Here is a 16,262-nt window from a genome sequence, read left to right on the forward strand (position 1 = left end):
TGGCTGCTTCACGCCAGCCAGCGCAGCAACCCCTGGCCAGCGTCGCCCAGGCGCGCCACCAGAGCCGCTGCGACAGGCTCGTTCACGCCGAACTCGAACTCCACCTCGTCCCCATGTTTCACTTCACGCAGGTCCGCGCCGACCTGCAACAGCTCGCGCCGCAGCATGCCTTCCATCGCATAAGGCACGGCGCAACGCAGCACCACCGTCCTTTGCAGTTGAACCTTCTGCACGCCCAGTAGCGCTTGCGCCACCGCGTCGGTGTACGCGCGGACGAGGCCGCCCGCGCCCAGCTTGACGCCGCCGAAGTAGCGCACCACCGTTGCCAGCACGCCTTCCAGATCCTGCCGCCGCAGCACCTCCAGCATCGGCCGGCCGGCAGTGCCGCCCGGTTCGCCGTCGTCGTTGGCAGCGGACTGGCCACCGGCCAGCAAGGCCCAGCACACATGCGTGGCAGCCGGGTGCTCACGGCGAAGCCCCGCGACGATCGTCAACGCCGCGGCCCGGTCCGGCACGGCCTGCACACAGGCAATGAAGCGGCTTTTCTTGATCAGGATGTCACTGTGGACGGGCTGGGCGAGCGTGAAGGGCACCCGCCGATTGTCTCAGCGCCAGCGCTGGAACCAGCCAAGCCCCTGCGACGTTCCGCCGGGCTGCGCGCCCCGCTTCGGCCGGTATTCGCAGCCGATCCAGCCGGTCCAACCGCATTCGGCGGAGACCTGGTCGATCACATCGAACAGGTAGGGGTAGTTCATCTCGCCCACGTCGGGTTCGTGGCGCTCGGGCACACCGGCGATCTGGAAGTGGCCGACGCGCCCGGTGGGCAGGTACTGGCGGATCTTCATCGCCACGTCGCCCTCGACGATCTGGCAGTGGTACAAGTCCATCTGCACCTTCGCCTTGGGTGCGGCGATTTCGGCGGCGAGCTGGTGGGCATCGTCCTGGCGGTTCAGGAAGAATCCGGGAATGTCGCGCGTGTTGATCGGCTCCATGAGCACGTCGATGCCTTGCTTCGCCGCCTCGGCCGCGGCCCAGCGCAGGTTGCTCACGTAGGTGGAGCGCAGGCTCTCGCGCTGCGTGTCCGCGGGCACCAGCCCGGCCATCACGTGCACATGCGGGCAGTTCAGGACTTCCGCATAGACCAGCGCCTTCGCAACGCCTTCGCGGAATTCGGCTTCGCGCCCGGGCAGACAAGCCATGCCGCGCTCGCCTTGCTCCCAGTTGCCGGGCGGCATGTTGAACAGCACTTGTTGCAGGCCATGCGCCTTCAGCCGGGCCGCCAGTTCGCGCGGCTCGTACGCGTACGGGAAAAGGAACTCCACGGCTTTGAAGCCATCGCGGGCAGCGGCCTCGAAGCGATCGAGGAAGTCCAGCTCCGGGTACATCATCGACAGGTTGGCGGCGAATCGGGGCATGGCGGTGTTCCTCTTGCTCTTTTACCAGCGCGCGTTGAAGCTGCGCCGCAGTTCATCGATCTGCGGCTCGGTGAGCGCGGAGCAGGGCCCTTGCGCCAGCAGCATCAGCCGCGCGGTTTCTTCCAGTTCCTCCAGCACCGCCATGGCGGCGGCCGGCGTGTCGTGCCAGACGTTCGGGCCCAGCCGCTGCAGCATCACCGCGCGGATCGGCCGGCCCGCCTCGCCGTAGCGGGTGATCGTGCCGGCCACCTCTTCGGCCGTGGCGGGCGCGCCCGGGCGCTGGTAGCGCAGCACGGGCACGTGCCCGACCTTCATCACGAAGTAGGGCGTGATGGGCGGCAACAGCTCCGGCTCTTCGCAGCGCAGGCTCAGCGCGACGCTGTGTGCGCTATGGGTGTGGACGATGCAGCGCGTGCCGCCGTCGAAGGGCAGCGCAGCGCGGTAGATCGCACTGTGCAGCGCCAGCGTCTTGCTCGCCATCGCGCCCGAGACCTGACGCCCCGCGAGATCGACTTTTGCAAGTTGCGCCGGATCGAGAAAGCCCAAGGGCGCGTCGGTGGGTGTGATGAGGAAACCGTCGTCCAGCCGCGCGCTGATGTTGCCCGCGGCCGCATGGACGTAGCCACGATCGAACAGGCTCTTGCCGATGCGGCAGATTTCCTCGCGCGCCTGCGACTCGTTCATCCGAGCATCCTAAGGGCTTTGACGAAAAAATCGTCGCCGCCGAAGTTCCCGGATTTGAGCGCGAGATGGATGGGCTCACCGCTGGCCGTGCGAGCGTGGCACCACGGAACGCCCGGGTCGATCTGCGGCCCGATCTGCATTTGCGTCACCCCCAGCGCCTGCACACACGCGCCCGAAGTTTCGCCGCCTGCCACCACCAGTTGGCGCACGCCGATCTCGACCAGGCCGGCGGCGATGGCGGCCAGCGCCTTCTCGACCAGTGCACCCGCGCGCTCCACGCCAAGCTGGTCTTGCACAGCTTTGACGGCTTGCGTGTCCGCGGTGGCATAGACCAGCACCGGACCCTCTGCCAGCAACGGCCGTGCCCAGAACAGCGCCTGCGACGCGACGTTGTCGCCGGCCGCGATGCGCAGAGGATCGATCGCGAGGGCATTGCCCCCGCCTTCGATGAAGGCTGCCACCTGGCGCTGTGTCGCCGTGGAACAGCTGCCCGACACGATGGCCTGCAGGCCTTGCGGAGGCGGCAATTCCGCTGCGCCCGCGGATGGCTGAATGCCGAAATTCGCGGCGAGGCCGATGGCCACGCCCGAACCCGCAGTGATCAATGGCAGGTTCTTGAGCGCAGGCCCCAGCCGCAGCAGGTCTTGGTTGTCCAGTGCGTCGACGATGGCGATGGCCACGCCCTCGGCACGCAGCTGCGCGATACGCTGCGTGATGGCACCCGCCCCGGCCGCAACCGTTTTGTAATCGATGAGGCCGACCTTGCCCTGGCACTGGGCCTGCAGCACGCGGACCAGGTTGGCGTCCGTCATCGGTGTGAGCGGATGGGAGCGCATGCCCGACTCGCTCAGCAGCACGTCGCCCACGAACAGGTGGCCCTTGAACACCGTGCGCTGGTTGTCGGGGAACGCGGGCGTCGCGATCGTGAAGTCGGCCTCGAGCGCTTCCATCAGCGCTTCGGTGACCGGGCCGATATTGCCCTGGGGCGTGCTGTCGAAGGTCGAGCAGTACTTGAAGTAGATCTGCTGCGCGCCCTGCGATTGCAGCCAGTCGAGCGCAGCCATCGACTGCATGACGGCCTCGTAGTTCGGTATGGTGCGCGACTTCAGCGCCACCACGACGGCATCGGCGTCGGCGCCCAGCGGCCCTTCAGGCACGCCGATGGTCTGCACCACGCGCATCCCCGCGCGCACCAGGTTGTTGGCGAGGTCGGTCGCGCCGGTGAAGTCGTCGGCGATGCAGCCGAGCAGGAGCTTGTTCATTCTCGAATGTTCGCGCAGCCCCGTTTGCTATTGGGCGGCCGGTGGAAGGGTGATGCCTGGGAAGATCTTGATCACCGCGCTGTCGTCCTCTTTCGCGAAGCCCGCGCTGGAGGCCTGCATGAACATCTGGTGCGCGGTCGACGACAAGGGCAGCGGGAATTTGCTGGACCGCGCCAGGTCGAGCACGATGCCCAGATCCTTCACGAAGATGTCCACAGCGGAGAGCGGCGTGTAGTCGCCCGCCAGCACGTGGGCCATGCGGTTCTCGAACATCCAGCTGTTGCCCGCGCTGTGCGTGATGACCTCGTACAGCGCCGCCGCATCGACGCCTTCGCGCAAGCCCAGGGCCATGGCTTCGGCCGCTGCCGCGATGTGCACGCCCGCCAGCAGCTGGTTGATCACCTTCACTTTGCTGCCCGCGCCGGCGCGGTCACCGAGGCGATAAACCTTGGCGGCCATGGCGTCGAGCACGGTGCCGCACTTTTCGTAAGCTTCCGGCCGGCCCGACGTCATCATCGTGATCTGGCCGGCCGCGGCTTTCGCGGCGCCGCCGGAAATGGGCGCATCGAGGTAGAGCAAGCCCCGCTCCGCGAGGCGGCCTTCCAGCGCGGCCGACCAGGCGGGATCGACGGTGGAGCACATCACGAAGACGGCGCCGGGTTTCATGGCCTCGGCCACGCCACCGGCGCCGAACAGCAGATCCTCGGTCTGCGCCGCATTGACCACGACCGAGATCACCACGTCGCACTGCTGCGCCAGCTCGGCCGCGGTGCCGCAGGCCGTTCCGCCTTCAGCCGCGAATTTCTGCGCGGCTTCGCTCCGAACGTCGAAGACGCGGACCGGCAGGCCGGCACGTCGCAGAGACCCCGCCATGCCCGCGCCCATGGCGCCCAAACCGATCACGCCTGTCTGTCTGTCCATGCTCGTCCGCCTTGATTGGTATGGTTATCATACAACTTTGGCGGATGGACAGGCTGCGCAAGCCTGCGGAGCGCAGTGTCAGAAGTCGGACAGCCCCATCGTCAACGTGGCGGGGAATTCGTTTGCCGCGCTGTAATCGCCTTGCATTCCAGGGTTCCAAAGGCGGTCGAACGACCCAGGGCAAGTGTCGGCCCATGCCGTCAAACCGAGATCCAGCTCCGCCGGGCGCACGTTCTGCCGCTGCAGATGCGACAGCATGCTGGCCGTGCCCTCGCCGCTGCGACCGTGGTCGGGGCGTGGAATCTGCAGGCGATTGGAGTCGAACATGGCGGGCCTCGAGGGTGGTTCAGATGAGGCACCATTGTTCCCGCGCGTGCGGCCCAGGCCTTAAGGCAATGGCTTAACGCGGCGTCGCGCGTTTCCCTATCTACGCTTTCCCCACCAGCGGCTGAGCCAGGCGCGCGCCTTCCTGGTTCCAGAACGCCGGGTCGGCCATCTCGATGCGGCGGATCGCGTTGTTCATGTGGCGCGCCGCGGCTTGGCGGGCCTTGGCCACGTCGCCGGCCTCGATCGCCTGCACCACGGCGTGGTGCTCGTCGCGCACCTGGGCCGCGAAGTCGGCGCGCCGCGCCTCGTTCGCGCGCGTCACGCCGATGGCGCCGCGCATGAACTGCGCCAGGTAGTCGAGCGTGCCGATGAGGAAGGGGTTGTGCGCGGCGGCGGCGATGGCCTGGTGAAACTTCAGGTCTTCCTCGACGCCGTCGTCGCCCGCCTTCACGGCCTTGTCCAGAGCCACCACCGATTGCTTCAGGCGCTTGACGTCGGCCGCCGTGCGGCGCTGCGCGGCCAGCGCCGCGACCTCGGCTTCCAGCGCCCGCCGCACTTCGGCCATCTGCACCACCGCGGCTTTCGATGCCGTGTGGCGGGCGTCGAAGTTCAGCGGCGCATACGGCGCGTGCGCGTTGACATACACGCCGCTGCCCTGCCGCGAATCCACCAGGCCCAGCGATTTCAGGCGAGACACCGCTTCGCGCACCACGGTGCGGCTCACTTCGAACTGTTCAACCAGGCGCGCTTCGGCCGGCAGCTTTTCCCCGGGCCCGATGCGTCCGGCCTGGATTTCGGCGGCAAGCCGCTGCGCCACCTGGTCCGACAGGCGGGCGCCGCTGCTCACGGGAGAAAACTGGTTTGTCATACAAGAAACCGAAAGGTGTATGACAAGAATACCGCCGCGCTGCTCCGCGCGGGCGAAGATTTCAGGCCCAGCCGGCGAGCCGCAATACCAGGCCCGCCATGGCGCAAGCCGCGATCACCGGGATCACGCCGATCTTGAACCGCAGCAACGCGATGGCTGCCGCGGCCGCGATGGCCAGCGCGATCCAGTCCACCTGCGGCGCGGCGGCACCGGGCAGCGTGCGCCAGGCGATGTGCGCCAGGAAGAACAGGGCCAGAGTTGCGATCACGCCCACCACGGCGGCGGTGATCGCGGTGAGCGGCGCGGTGAACTTCATGTTGCCGTGCGTCGCCTCCACCAGCGGGCCGCCCGCCAGGATGAACAGGAAAGACGGCAGGAAGGTGAACCAGGTCACCACGCTCGCCGCCAATGCCGCGCCCAGGAACAGCATGTCCGGCCCAAGCACCTGCCGCGCCCAGCCGCCGACGAAGCCCACGAACGCCACCACCATGATGAGCGGCCCCGGCGTGGTTTCGCCCAGCGCCAGGCCGTCGATCATCTGCGGGCCGGTGAGCCAGTGGAAATGCTCGACCGCGCCCTGGTACACATAGGGCAGCACGGCGTAGGCGCCGCCGAAAGTCAGCAGCGCCGCCTTGGTGAAGAACCATCCCATCTGCGCGAGCGTGCCGTCCCAGCCATGCGTCATCACCAGTGCGCCCATTGGCAGCAGCCACAGCAGGGCGCCCACGACAACCACCGCTGCCAGCCGCGCCTTGGAGAACCGCGCGTGGTCCGGCGTGGGCGTTGCGTCGTCGATGACGTAGCCCCCCGCGGCATGGCCCAGGTCCTTCGCTCCGCCGTGCCCGCCGCCCGCGGCGAATTGCGCCGGCAGGTACTTGCCGCCCAGAGCACCGGCTAGCGCGGCCGCGGCGACCACCCACGGGAACGGCACGTGCAGCCAGGCGATCGCCACGAAGCTGGCGAGCGTGATGGCCCACAGCAGCGGCACCTTGCGCGGGCTCTTGAGCGTGCGGCTGCCGATGCGCCAGACCGCCTGCAGCACGATGGCCGCCACCGCGGGCTTGATGCCGTAGAACATGCCGGCCACCCAGCTCACGTTGCCGAAGGCCACGTAGACCCAGCTCAGTGCGATGAGGATGAAGAGCGAGGGCAGCACGAACAGCGCTCCGGCCACGATACCGCCCCAGGTGCGGTGCATCAGCCAACCGATGTAGGTGGCGAGCTGCTGCGCCTCCGGGCCGGGCAAGAGCATGCAGTAGTTGAGCGCGTGCAGGAAGCGACGTTCCGAAATCCAGCGCCTCTGCTCGACCAGCTCGCGGTGCATGATCGCGATCTGGCCAGCCGGCCCGCCGAAGCTGATGAAGCCGAGCTTGAGCCAGAATTTCAGCGCTTCGCCGAACGTCACCTCGTGCGCTGCCCCGCGATGTGCGAGTGTTTCAGCTGCTGCCGTCATTGCTTCTCCATCAGGTGCGCATCCCAACGATGGGTTTCACCTTGCGCCGAGCGGCACCAGGCATAGAGCGCGTCGTACATCGGCATCGCCGCTTCGAGCATCGCGTGGTCATCTTCGGCATGCAGCGCCGACAGCCCGAGGGAAAGCGCCAGCAGGCCGCCCGACTGCGGCGCGAGCGAGAGGCGGTCGGTATCGGCGCCGCGCACGATCAACGCCAATTTCCCCAGTGCGGGGTCGTCGAGCTCGAAGGCCTTCAGCAGCGTGTCGAAGCTGCACAGCTCCCATTCGTGGCTGATCGGCGCGCCGGGGATGTCATAGGGCACCGCGCCCAGGCGCTTCGCCTCGTCGAACACCTGCGCCGTGGGCACGTAGAAGAACTCGGCCTGCGGATCGATGAAGCGGCGGATGAGCCAGGGGCAGGCCGCACGATCGATCTTCGGGCGCTCGCGGGTGATCCAGCGCGAAGGCTTCTCGCCGGTCACGCCCAGGTCGGGGCGCTTGCGCAGGCACGGCAAGGGCTGGGCACGCCAGCCGGCCACAGCCTGGGGCGCGTCGACACCCTCTTGCCCGCCCTCGATGCCGCCGGCGAGAAAGCGCGCGTTCCAGCCGGCTTCGCGCAGCGCGCGCGCGGCCTCCTGCCCGACTTCGTGGCCATAGACGCAATACACGATCACATCGCCGGGCGGGTGTTCGGCCGCGAAGCGCGCGACGTCTTCCGGCGCGCAATGACGGGCCGCGGGCAAGAGGCGGTCGCTTTCGTTGAAGCGCGCGGCGCGGCGCACGTCGAGCACAAGCGGCGCGTTGGCATGGCCGAGCGCGGCGGCGAACTGTTCAGGGGAAATCGAAAAGGGGGAAAGGGATGATGCAACGGTGTCCACGTGAAAACTCCATGAGTGAAGCTGCCAGCGCTTGGACGGGACACCGTCTATCCGTGAAGAACCGGGAGGCTGAATTTCCCGATGGCTGAATGCTACATCAACTCGCCCAAGCCTTAACCGCGCTCGAACTTGAAGACCGCTGTGCCGGCCCGGGCATTGGGCAGAAAGCGCACTTCGCGTCCTTCCTGCAGCCCGTACGCTTCGAGGATCGCCAGCCGGTTCTTGGTGGCGAGCACCTCGAAGTCCTTGTACGTGCCGACGCGGATGTTCGGCGTGTCGTACCACTGGTAGGGCAGCCGCTTGGTGACGGGCATGCGCCCGCGCGCGATGGCGAGCCGGTTGGGCCAGTGCGCGAAGTTGGGGAACGCCACGATGCCGGCGCGCCCGACCCGCGCGGTCTCCACCAGCATGGTTTCGGCGTTGCGCAGGTGCTGCAGCGTGTCGATCTGAAGCACCACGTCGAAGGAGGCGTCGTCGAACATCGACAGGCCTTCTTCGAGGTTGAGCTGGATCACGTTGACGCGTCGCTTGGCGCAGGCCAACACGTTTTGGTCGTCGAACTCGACGCCGTAGCCGCTGCAGCCGCGCTCGCGCTGCAGGTAGTCGAGCATCGCGCCGTCGCCACAGCCCAGGTCGAGCACGCGCGAGCCCGGCGGCACCAGGCGCGCGATGGATTGCATGGTGAGTTTGTCGCTCATGCTTGCCCTTGTTCGGCGGCGATGCGGTCGAAATACGAGCGCACCAAACCCAAGTACCGCGCGTCCTCCAGCAGGAAGGCGTCATGGCCGTGCGGAGCGTCGATCTCGGCGTAGCTCACGTCGCGGCGGTTGTCGAGCAGCGCCTTGACGATCTCGCGGCTGCGGCGCGGCGCAAAGCGCCAGTCGGTGGTGAAGCTCACCAGCAGGAATTTCGCCGTGGCCGAAGCGAGCGCCTTGGTGAGGTTGCCGTTGTGGCGCAATGCCGGGTCGAAGTAGTCGAGCGCGCGGGTGATCAGCAAGTAGGTGTTGGCGTCGAAGTACTCGCTGAACTTGTCGCCCTGGTAGCGCAGGTAGCTCTCGATCTGGAACTCGATGTCCTGGGTGCTGTACTTCAGCTCCAGGCCTTCGCGCAGCTGGCGCCCGAACTTCTCGTTCATCACGTCGTCACTCAGGTAGGTGATGTGGCCGATCATTCGCGCGATGCGCAGACCGCGCTTGGGCACCACGCCCTGCTCGTAGAAATGCCCGCCGTGGAAATCGGGGTCGGTAACGATGGCGCGGCGCGCGACTTCGTTGAAGGCGATGTTCTCGGCCGTGAGGTTGGGCGCGCTGGCCACCACCACGGCGTGGCGCACGCGCTCGGGGTATTGCAGCGTCCACGACAGCGCCTGCATGCCGCCGAGGCTGCCGCCCATCACCGCCGCGAGGGTCTTGATGCCCAGGCCGTCCAGCAGCCGGGCCTGAGCGTTGACCCAGTCTTCCACGGTGACGACAGGGAAGTCGGCGCCGTAGACCTTGCCGGTGTCTGGGTTCACGTGCATGGGGCCGGTGGAGCCGAAGCAGGAGCCCAGGTTGTTGACGCCGATGACGAAGAACCGGTCAGTGTCGAGGGCCTTGCCGGGGCCGATCATCGTGTCCCACCAGCCTTCGGACTTGTCCTGGCCTTCGTACACGCCGGCCACGTGGTGCGAGGCGTTGAGCGCGTGGCACACCAGCACGGCGTTGCTCTTGTCGGCGTTGAGCGTGCCGTAGGTTTCGTAGGCCAGCGAGTACGCGCGAATCGACGCGCCGCTTTGCAGTGCGAGCGGCGCTTCGAAACTCATCGATTGGGGCGTGACGATGATCATGGCAACAAAAAACCCGGCGTCGCTAAAGAGGCGAGGCCGGGTCTTCGGGCAATCGGATCTTTAGCAGAATTTATTGAGCGCCCGCAAGCTGAAGCAAATCGGCGCTATGGCGGCAGTATAGCAAGGTGGGTGGCGCGCTTGGTGTGGTGGTGGCGGAGCGCGGATGGCGGGTAGCCGACTCCGCTCGTGTCCCCCGCCGCCGGGAGGGCGGCTCCTCCTTAACCTCGCGGCATCGGCTACCCGCCATCCGCGCTCCTTTGGCACCATTCGCTGGTACTACCAGCTCCTCGAACACCCGCGACCGTCGATGGATCAGGGTGATGGGGCGTTCTACGCAGCGAAGTAAAGGAGGAGCCGCCCTCCCGGCGGCGGGGGACATGAGCGGAGTAGAGCGCCCCGTCGCCCCGATCCTGCCAACAACCAGGCGACGTAACGGGGGAATGACGCATCAGTACCAGATCGCCCCGATTCCCAGCACCGCGAAGATCACCGCGGAAACGATGTGTACGACGCGGATCGGCACGCGGCGCATGACGCGATCGCCGAACCACACCACGGGCGCGTTGGCGAGCATCATGCCCAGCGTGGTGCCGGCCACAACAGCAGCCCAGGCGTCATAGCGCGCGGCCAGCATCACCGTCGCGACCTGCGTCTTGTCGCCCATTTCGGCGAGGAAAAAAGCGACCAGCGTCGTGCCGAACACGCCCAGGCGCGGCGCCTTGTCGGCATCGCCTTCGTCCAGCTTGTCGGGGATCAGCATCCAAACCGCCATCGCGATGAAGGAGCCGCCCAGGATCCAGCGCAGCGCCTGGGGGCCGATGACCGTCGTCACCGAGGCGCCGGCGGCACCGGCGAGCGCATGGTTGGCGAGCGTGGCGACGAGGATGCCCATCACGATCGGCCAGGGCTGGCGAAAACGCGCGGCGAGGACCAGCGACAGCAACTGCGTCTTGTCGCCCATTTCCGCGAGCGCGACGATGCCCGTGGACACGAGAAAGGCTTCCATTGCGCCGATCCTACGGTCCGGGCCTGTCAGTTTGCTGGCCGCGCCGGCCAGGGCGCACGCTTCTGGCGCACTTTTTGCTTCATTGTGGTGCGTTGACGTGCTTGCCACTCGTTGCGCACCAATAACATGCAATTTCATCCAAAGAGGGCTTTATGGACGCACTAAAGCAGGGCTCGGACGCCTTGTTCATTCTCCTGGGCGGCATCATGGTGCTGGCCATGCATGCCGGATTCGCGTTCCTGGAACTGGGAACCGTGCGCAAGAAGAACCAGGTCAATGCGCTGGTGAAGATCCTCGCGGACTTCTCAGTCTCCACCGTCGCCTACTTCATCGTGGGCTACGGCGTGGCTTACGGCACCAGTTTCTTCGTCGGCGCGGAGCAGCTGGCGGCCAAGAACGGCTACGAGCTGGTGAAGTTCTTCTTCCTGCTCACATTCGCCGCGGCCATTCCCGCCATCATCTCCGGCGGCATCGCGGAGCGCGCACGCTTCTGGCCGCAGCTGCTGGCCACGGCCGTGCTGGTGGGTGTCGTCTACCCGCTGTTCGAAGGCATTGCGTGGAACCAGGCCTTCGGCATCCAGGCCTGGATCAAGTCGGCCACGGGCGACGAGTTCCACGACTTCGCCGGTTCGGTGGTCGTGCACGCAATGGGCGGCTGGCTGGCGCTGCCGGCGGTCATCCTTCTGGGCGCGCGCAGCAACCGCTACCGCAAGGACGGCGCGATCTCGGCGCACCCGCCGTCCAACATCCCGTTCCTGGCACTGGGCGCGTGGATCCTTACCGTCGGCTGGTTCGGCTTCAACGTGATGAGCGCGCAGACCATCGACAAGATCTCCGGCCTGGTCGCGGTGAACTCGCTGATGGCGATGGTGGGTGGCACGCTGGCGGCGCTCGCCGTTGGCAAGAACGATCCCGGCTTCGTCCACAACGGCCCGCTCGCAGGCCTGGTCGCCGTTTGCGCCGGTTCCGACCTGATGCACCCGCTGGGCGCGCTCGTCGTGGGCGCCGTCGCCGGTGCGCTGTTCGTGGTGATGTTCACGCTCACGCAGAACAAGTGGAAGATCGACGACGTGCTGGGCGTGTGGCCGCTGCACGGCCTGTGCGGCGCCTGGGGCGGTGTGGCTGCGGGCATTTTCGGCACTAAGGCCTTCGGCGGCCTGGGCGGCGCGAACCTGGGCGCGCAGCTGATCGGCACCGCGCTGGGCGTGGTGTGGGCGCTGGTCGCGGGCTTCCTGGTCTACGGCGCGATCCGGGCCTTGATGCAGCTGCGGCTGTCGCCGGAGGAGGAATACGCGGGCGCCGACCTGTCGATCCACCGCATCGGCTCGACCCCGGAACGCGAAGCGACCTGGTAGCGGCGTCAGGCCGGGCGGACGCCCGCCAGGCGCGGCCACACCAGCCGCTCCAGCGACCAGGCGCCTGGCCCGAAGATGGCGAGTCCGGCGAGCAGCGATCCCCAGAAAACGTGCTGCTGCAGGGCGGCTGGCGCGATCTCCTGCAGGGAAACAACCGCCACCGCGTTCACCACGAACAGTCCGAGCGCGGCGAACCGTCCGCCCAGCCCCAGCACCAGCAGGACCGGCAGCCCGAGCTCGCCCGCGGTGCCCATCAGCGCGGCGAAGGCCGGCGGCAACAGCGGCACCTTGTATTCGTCGGTGAAGAGGGCGACAGTCGTTTCCCAATCGCGGATCTTGGTCAGGCCCGACAGGAAGAAGGCCTGGCTAACGTAGAAGCGTGCCGCCAGCGCGGCCGCCGGCTGCAGCGAGTCGAGCCCCGCCGTAAGCAGGCTCCACGCCTTGACGGCGCGCTGCACCAGCGGTGCTTCGGCGATGTTCATGTTGATATCCTCATGTTGCGTTGGGTGCGGCGCCCACCAGCAGACCGGTTTGCACTGCAGGTGTCAGCCACTGGCCGAAGTCGAGTTCCGGCGCGGCTTCCAATGAGTCGGCCAGCGAACGTCTTTCTTGCAGTGCCGCGACGAAAGCCGCCTCGCCGCGCAGCGTCATGCGCAGCATCGGTGCAAAGCCCTGGCGCCACACCAGCGCCGTTTCGTTCAGGCCCAAGTTCACGCGACGGCCCGCCTCCTGCAGCGTGGGCTGCCCTGTGAGGTGCGCGTTCACGATGCTCACCACCGGGTAGGGGCTGGCCAGGCAAGCGGCACCGGGGCACAGCACGAGCGTGAAGTCCGCCGGGTCGGCCTGGGTCAGCAGCCCGAGCGAAACCGTATCGAGCGTTGCGTCGCGCGCGGTCGCCGCGACGTGCAACAACAACTCGACGCGCGCCACGTCGGCCATGAAGGGCTCTTCTTCCCGCAGGTCCGGCAGCGATTCGATGTGCGCGGCCAGCTCGCGGCCCCATTGCGCAAGGTCGCCGCGCCGTGGCGGGTGGTGCAGCCACAAGGATTGCGCCAACGCACGGAGGTTGTCTTCGCCCAGCAGCTGCCGCACGACCGGGTAGGCGCCGCCCAGCGCGCGCGGGGCCAACTCGAGGGCATTGCTGCGATAGGCAGCCAGGCCGCGCCCCCAGTAGCCGTCTGCGAGCGCGGGGCCGCGTGACCACAAGGCCTGCAACAGGGACTGCTGCTGGAGAGCCAGACTCATGCCGCCTCCACCGGGCGGTCAGCGGCCAGCGCGCGCGCATGCCGGCCTTCGTCCAGCAGCACGGCCAGCGGCGGGATGTCCGTGTCCCATTCGATCAGCGTGGGCACGGCGCCGAATCGACGCAGCGCATGGGAGTGGAGCTGCCACACGGCGTCGCACACCCGGCTGCCATGGTCGTCGATCACGATGTCTTCCGTGGCGCAGTGGCCCGCGACATGAAGTTCTCCCACGGCCTCGGGGGGGATCGCGTCCAGCCAGCGCCGGCATGCGACCAGCGGATCGGCATCGGCGCCGCGCACCTGCGCATTCAGCGCGTTCACGTAGATGTTGTTCACATCGACCAGCAGCTGGCACCCGGTACGGCGCGCCAGCTCGGAGAGGAATTCGGGTTCGCTGCGATCGGTCCCGGGCGGTTCGATATAGGCCGAGAGGTTTTCCACAAGGAGTGGGCGGGCAAGCCGGTCCTGCACGCGCTGGACGTTGGCACTTAGCAGGTCCAGCGCTTCCCGATTGAAAGGAATGGGCAGCAGGTCGGCTGCGTGCACCATCGAGCCATTCACAAGGGCCCGCGCGAAACAGGCGTGGTCGCTGACACGCGCGGGCTCGATGCGGTCAATCAGCCGGGCCAACTGGTCAAGGTGCCATGCATCGACGCCTGCGGCCGAGCCCAGTGCCAGCCCGACACCATGCAGGCTGACGGGATAGGTATCGCGGGCTTGCGCCAGAAGCGCCAACGCGGCCCCGCCTTCACCGAAAAAGTTCTCGGAGTGAACCTCGATGAAGTCCAGTGCGGGCCGCAGTTCCAGCAGCTCGCCATAGTGCGGATGCCGCCAGCCGATGCCGATGGCGCTCATGGGCGTTGCAGGTGGTGTGCGTCCTGTCAGCCCTTCTTGCTGTCGGCGGCGGGCTTGACCATCATCTTCGCCTGGTCGGCACTCAAGCCCTTCATGTCGGCGCACGTGCCTTTGGCGACGTACTTCCATTCATCGGGGACATTGCCCACCTTGGATTGCCCGGCGCACGAGTGGGAACCGCTCAGGTTCGCGCAGTCGTTCTGGCCGGCCTTGGAGATGCCGTAGCACTTCTCTTTTTCTTGCGCGACGGCGGGCGTCGCAACGAGCAGGGTGGACAGCAGGGAGGCCGCAGCGGCGGCGACGAAGGCACGTTGATTCATGGATATCTCCGGGTCAGGTTGATAGGCAACCAGGCTTTGCCACCTGGTTGCGCATTGGTCTGCGCGGCCTGCGGGTTCTTACAGAAGCTCCGCGATCTTGTCCCAGGCCTCGGCCGGAATGCGGCCCTGATAACGTTCGACGACCTTGCCTGTCTTGTCGATGACGAAGCTCGCGGGCAACTGCGCCGGTTTGCCGAGGTTGTCCTTGTAGCCCGCGTCGCCGGCCCACAGCTGCACGAAGCGCTGCTTGACGGGCACCGTGCGCGAAATGATCTTCTCGTAAGCGTCCACGTCCTTCATGTCGCGGTCGGTGCTGACCAGCACCATCTCGAACGGCTTGCCGGCCCAGCCCTGGTAGTTCTGACGCAGCTCGGGCATCTTGTCGCGGCAGACGGCGCAGCCCGTGGACCAGAACATCACCAGCACCACCTTGCCTTTGAGCGACGCCAGCCGGAAGGGCTTGCCGTCGATGGTGCTGCCCTCCAGGGCCGGTGCCGCGGCGGCGGGCGCCTGGGCGTGAAGGGGCGCGGTCCAGGCCGCGGCGACGAGCAAAAGGGCGAGGAGGTGGGCTTTCATGCCCGATGAGTCGTGTGCGATGATTTCGGTCTTACACATTTTCTTCATGCCCATCGAAAACCAATTGGCCGAACACCGCAGCTACCTGATGCGGTTCGCGCGGCTGCAGCTGCGCAACGAGGCCTGGGCCGAGGACGCGGTGTCCGAAACGATGCTGGCCGCCCTGTCCAAGCCGCAGTCGTTCGGCAACCGCAGCCAGCTCAAGACCTGGCTGGTGGGTATCCTCAAGCACAAGGTGATCGACGTCCTGCGCCAGCGGCAACGCGAGGTCGTCCTGGTGGACGACGAGGGCGACGGCGGCGAGGAACTCGACGCCCTGATGTTCAAGGCCGACGGCCATTACGCGAACAAGCCGACCGAGTGGGGCAACCCCGAGCAGGAGCTCAATTCACGCCAGTTCTTCACCGTGCTGGAAGCCTGCGCCGAGAAACTGCCGGCGGCGATGGGGCGGGTGTTCCTGATGCGCGAATGGCTCGAATTGCCCAGCGAGGAAATCTGTAAGGAACTCCAATTGACGCCGACGAACCTCTACGTCCAGCTCCACCGCGCCCGCCTCCGGCTGCGCGAGTGTCTTGAAATCAACTGGTTTGGAAACCGTGCCGCCTCGTGATGATCCTGCGCCGTACCTGCAAAGAAGTCTCCGCCCTGCTGGTGGCCAGGGAAGACCGCGACCTGCCCCTGGTCGAACGTGTCGCTTTGCGTTTCCACCTGGCGGCCTGCAGCGCCTGCCCGGCCTTCGAGCGCCAGTTGTTGACCATGCGCAACGCATTCCAGCGCTGGCGGCATTACTCGGAAGAATAAAAGGCCCAAGTGGCCTAAATTTGCCACGCGCGCGCCATATGCCCCATAATCGCCGGGTGTCGCGCCAAGCGCGGCATATTGGTTTGCGGTGATTGGTCGGTTTCGCGTGGTTTGTTTCTAAGCGTTTTTCGGACTCCCATCGCTTCATTAGCGTTTATTTCTCAGGAGTCCTATCAATGGGCAACAAACTTTACGTGGGCAACCTGCCCTACTCTTACCGCGACTCCGACATGGAGCAGGCTTTCAGCCAGTACGGCACCGTGTCCAGCGCCAAGGTCATGATGGAACGTGACACCGGCCGCTCCAAGGGTTTCGGCTTCGTCGAGATGAGCAACGAGGCGGAAGCCAAGGCTGCCATTGAAGGCATGAACGGCCAACAAATCGGCGGCCGTGGCCTCGTGGTCAATGAAGCCCGTCCGATGGAATCGCGTCCCCCGCGCACCGGCGGCTTCGGCGGCGGTGGTGGTGGCGG

Annotated in this window: 21 protein-coding genes; 4 read left to right on the forward strand and 17 right to left on the reverse strand. The window is 66.8% G+C overall.

The annotated features are described in order from the left end of the window. Positions 1-8: 8 nt before the first annotated feature. The 12 genes from EEB15_RS28610 to EEB15_RS28665 form a co-directional block, all read right to left on the reverse strand. Positions 9-593 (reverse strand): YigZ family protein, encoded by a 585-nt coding sequence (locus tag EEB15_RS28610; RefSeq protein ID WP_141513375.1) that lies wholly within the window; start codon positions 591-593, stop codon positions 9-11. A 12-nt stretch (positions 594-605) separates the two neighbouring features. Next, the gene (otnI, locus tag EEB15_RS28615; RefSeq protein WP_141513376.1) at positions 606-1,415 is read right to left on the reverse strand and encodes a 2-oxo-tetronate isomerase; all 810 of its coding nucleotides are present in this window, start codon (positions 1,413-1,415) and stop codon (positions 606-608) included. A 21-nt stretch (positions 1,416-1,436) separates the two neighbouring features. Next, entirely contained in the window at positions 1,437-2,099 is a 663-nt protein-coding gene (locus EEB15_RS28620) for an aldolase (RefSeq protein ID WP_141513377.1), read from the reverse strand. Continuing rightward, positions 2,096-3,361 (reverse strand): 3-oxo-tetronate kinase, encoded by a 1,266-nt coding sequence (gene otnK / locus EEB15_RS28625; protein WP_141513378.1) that lies wholly within the window; start codon positions 3,359-3,361, stop codon positions 2,096-2,098. Before otnK ends, EEB15_RS28620 begins: the two co-directional genes overlap by 4 nt. A 27-nt stretch (positions 3,362-3,388) precedes the next feature. Next, positions 3,389-4,282, reverse strand: a complete 894-nt coding sequence (ltnD, locus tag EEB15_RS28630) for an L-threonate dehydrogenase (protein ID WP_141513379.1) — start codon at positions 4,280-4,282, stop codon at positions 3,389-3,391. 78 nt (positions 4,283-4,360) lie between these two features. Next, positions 4,361-4,609, reverse strand: a complete 249-nt coding sequence (locus EEB15_RS28635; RefSeq protein WP_141513380.1) for a hypothetical protein — start codon at positions 4,607-4,609, stop codon at positions 4,361-4,363. Positions 4,610-4,709: 100 nt separating this feature from the next. Further along, positions 4,710-5,477 (reverse strand): FadR/GntR family transcriptional regulator, encoded by a 768-nt coding sequence (locus EEB15_RS28640; protein WP_141513381.1) that lies wholly within the window; start codon positions 5,475-5,477, stop codon positions 4,710-4,712. Between the two features lie 61 nt (positions 5,478-5,538). Continuing rightward, complete coding sequence (gene chrA, locus EEB15_RS28645) at positions 5,539-6,930, reverse strand: chromate efflux transporter (protein WP_141513382.1); 1,392 nt, start codon at positions 6,928-6,930, stop codon at positions 5,539-5,541. Further along, positions 6,927-7,808 carry a chromate resistance protein ChrB domain-containing protein gene (locus EEB15_RS28650; RefSeq protein WP_141513383.1) on the reverse strand — a complete coding sequence of 294 codons (882 nt, stop codon included), beginning with the start codon at positions 7,806-7,808 and terminating at the stop codon, positions 6,927-6,929. Before EEB15_RS28650 ends, chrA begins: the two co-directional genes overlap by 4 nt. 113 nt (positions 7,809-7,921) lie before the next feature. Beyond that, on the reverse strand, positions 7,922-8,506 hold the full coding sequence (metW, locus tag EEB15_RS28655) for a methionine biosynthesis protein MetW (protein WP_141513384.1): 585 nt from the start codon (positions 8,504-8,506) through the stop codon (positions 7,922-7,924). Beyond that, on the reverse strand, positions 8,503-9,633 hold the full coding sequence (locus EEB15_RS28660; RefSeq protein WP_141513385.1) for a homoserine O-acetyltransferase: 1,131 nt from the start codon (positions 9,631-9,633) through the stop codon (positions 8,503-8,505). The genes metW and EEB15_RS28660 overlap by 4 nt, the downstream gene beginning before the upstream one ends. A gap of 448 nt (positions 9,634-10,081) precedes the next feature. Next, positions 10,082-10,639, reverse strand: a complete 558-nt coding sequence (locus tag EEB15_RS28665) for a TMEM165/GDT1 family protein (RefSeq protein ID WP_141513386.1) — start codon at positions 10,637-10,639, stop codon at positions 10,082-10,084. A 152-nt stretch (positions 10,640-10,791) separates the two neighbouring features. On the opposite strand from EEB15_RS28665, the gene EEB15_RS28670 reads away from it, so the two are divergent. After that, complete coding sequence (locus EEB15_RS28670) at positions 10,792-11,994, forward strand: ammonium transporter (RefSeq protein WP_141513387.1); 1,203 nt, start codon at positions 10,792-10,794, stop codon at positions 11,992-11,994. A gap of 5 nt (positions 11,995-11,999) precedes the next feature. Here the strand turns inward: EEB15_RS28670 and EEB15_RS28675 are convergent, their stop codons facing one another. From EEB15_RS28675 to EEB15_RS28695, 5 genes are all read right to left on the reverse strand, one after another. Beyond that, positions 12,000-12,476 carry a DoxX family protein gene (locus EEB15_RS28675; RefSeq protein ID WP_141513388.1) on the reverse strand — a complete coding sequence of 159 codons (477 nt, stop codon included), beginning with the start codon at positions 12,474-12,476 and terminating at the stop codon, positions 12,000-12,002. Positions 12,477-12,486: 10 nt separating this feature from the next. Then, positions 12,487-13,239, reverse strand: a complete 753-nt coding sequence (locus EEB15_RS28680; protein WP_141513389.1) for a DNA-binding domain-containing protein — start codon at positions 13,237-13,239, stop codon at positions 12,487-12,489. Beyond that, entirely contained in the window at positions 13,236-14,093 is an 858-nt protein-coding gene (locus EEB15_RS28685) for a DUF692 domain-containing protein (RefSeq protein WP_141513390.1), read from the reverse strand. The genes EEB15_RS28680 and EEB15_RS28685 overlap by 4 nt, the downstream gene beginning before the upstream one ends. 26 nt (positions 14,094-14,119) lie before the next feature. Beyond that, positions 14,120-14,413 (reverse strand): DUF2282 domain-containing protein, encoded by a 294-nt coding sequence (locus tag EEB15_RS28690; RefSeq protein ID WP_141513391.1) that lies wholly within the window; start codon positions 14,411-14,413, stop codon positions 14,120-14,122. Positions 14,414-14,491: 78 nt separating this feature from the next. Beyond that, entirely contained in the window at positions 14,492-14,989 is a 498-nt protein-coding gene (locus tag EEB15_RS28695) for a TlpA disulfide reductase family protein (protein WP_233259654.1), read from the reverse strand. Between the two features lie 46 nt (positions 14,990-15,035). Here EEB15_RS28695 and EEB15_RS28700 point away from each other — a divergent pair, with 46 nt between their 5' ends. The 3 genes from EEB15_RS28700 to EEB15_RS28710 all read left to right on the forward strand — a co-directional run. Further along, complete coding sequence (locus tag EEB15_RS28700) at positions 15,036-15,599, forward strand: sigma-70 family RNA polymerase sigma factor (RefSeq protein WP_141513393.1); 564 nt, start codon at positions 15,036-15,038, stop codon at positions 15,597-15,599. Next, a complete protein-coding gene (locus EEB15_RS28705; protein ID WP_141513394.1) occupies positions 15,599-15,790 on the forward strand; it encodes a zf-HC2 domain-containing protein in 192 nt (63 codons plus the stop codon). The genes EEB15_RS28700 and EEB15_RS28705 overlap by 1 nt, the downstream gene beginning before the upstream one ends. A gap of 176 nt (positions 15,791-15,966) precedes the next feature. Continuing rightward, positions 15,967-16,262: RNA-binding protein (locus EEB15_RS28710; protein ID WP_141513395.1), on the forward strand; the 296-nt coding region annotated here is incomplete at its 3' end.

It is taken from the genome of Ramlibacter sp. WS9 (genome assembly GCF_003797765.1).
GTDB lineage: Bacteria > Pseudomonadota > Gammaproteobacteria > Burkholderiales > Burkholderiaceae_C > Ramlibacter.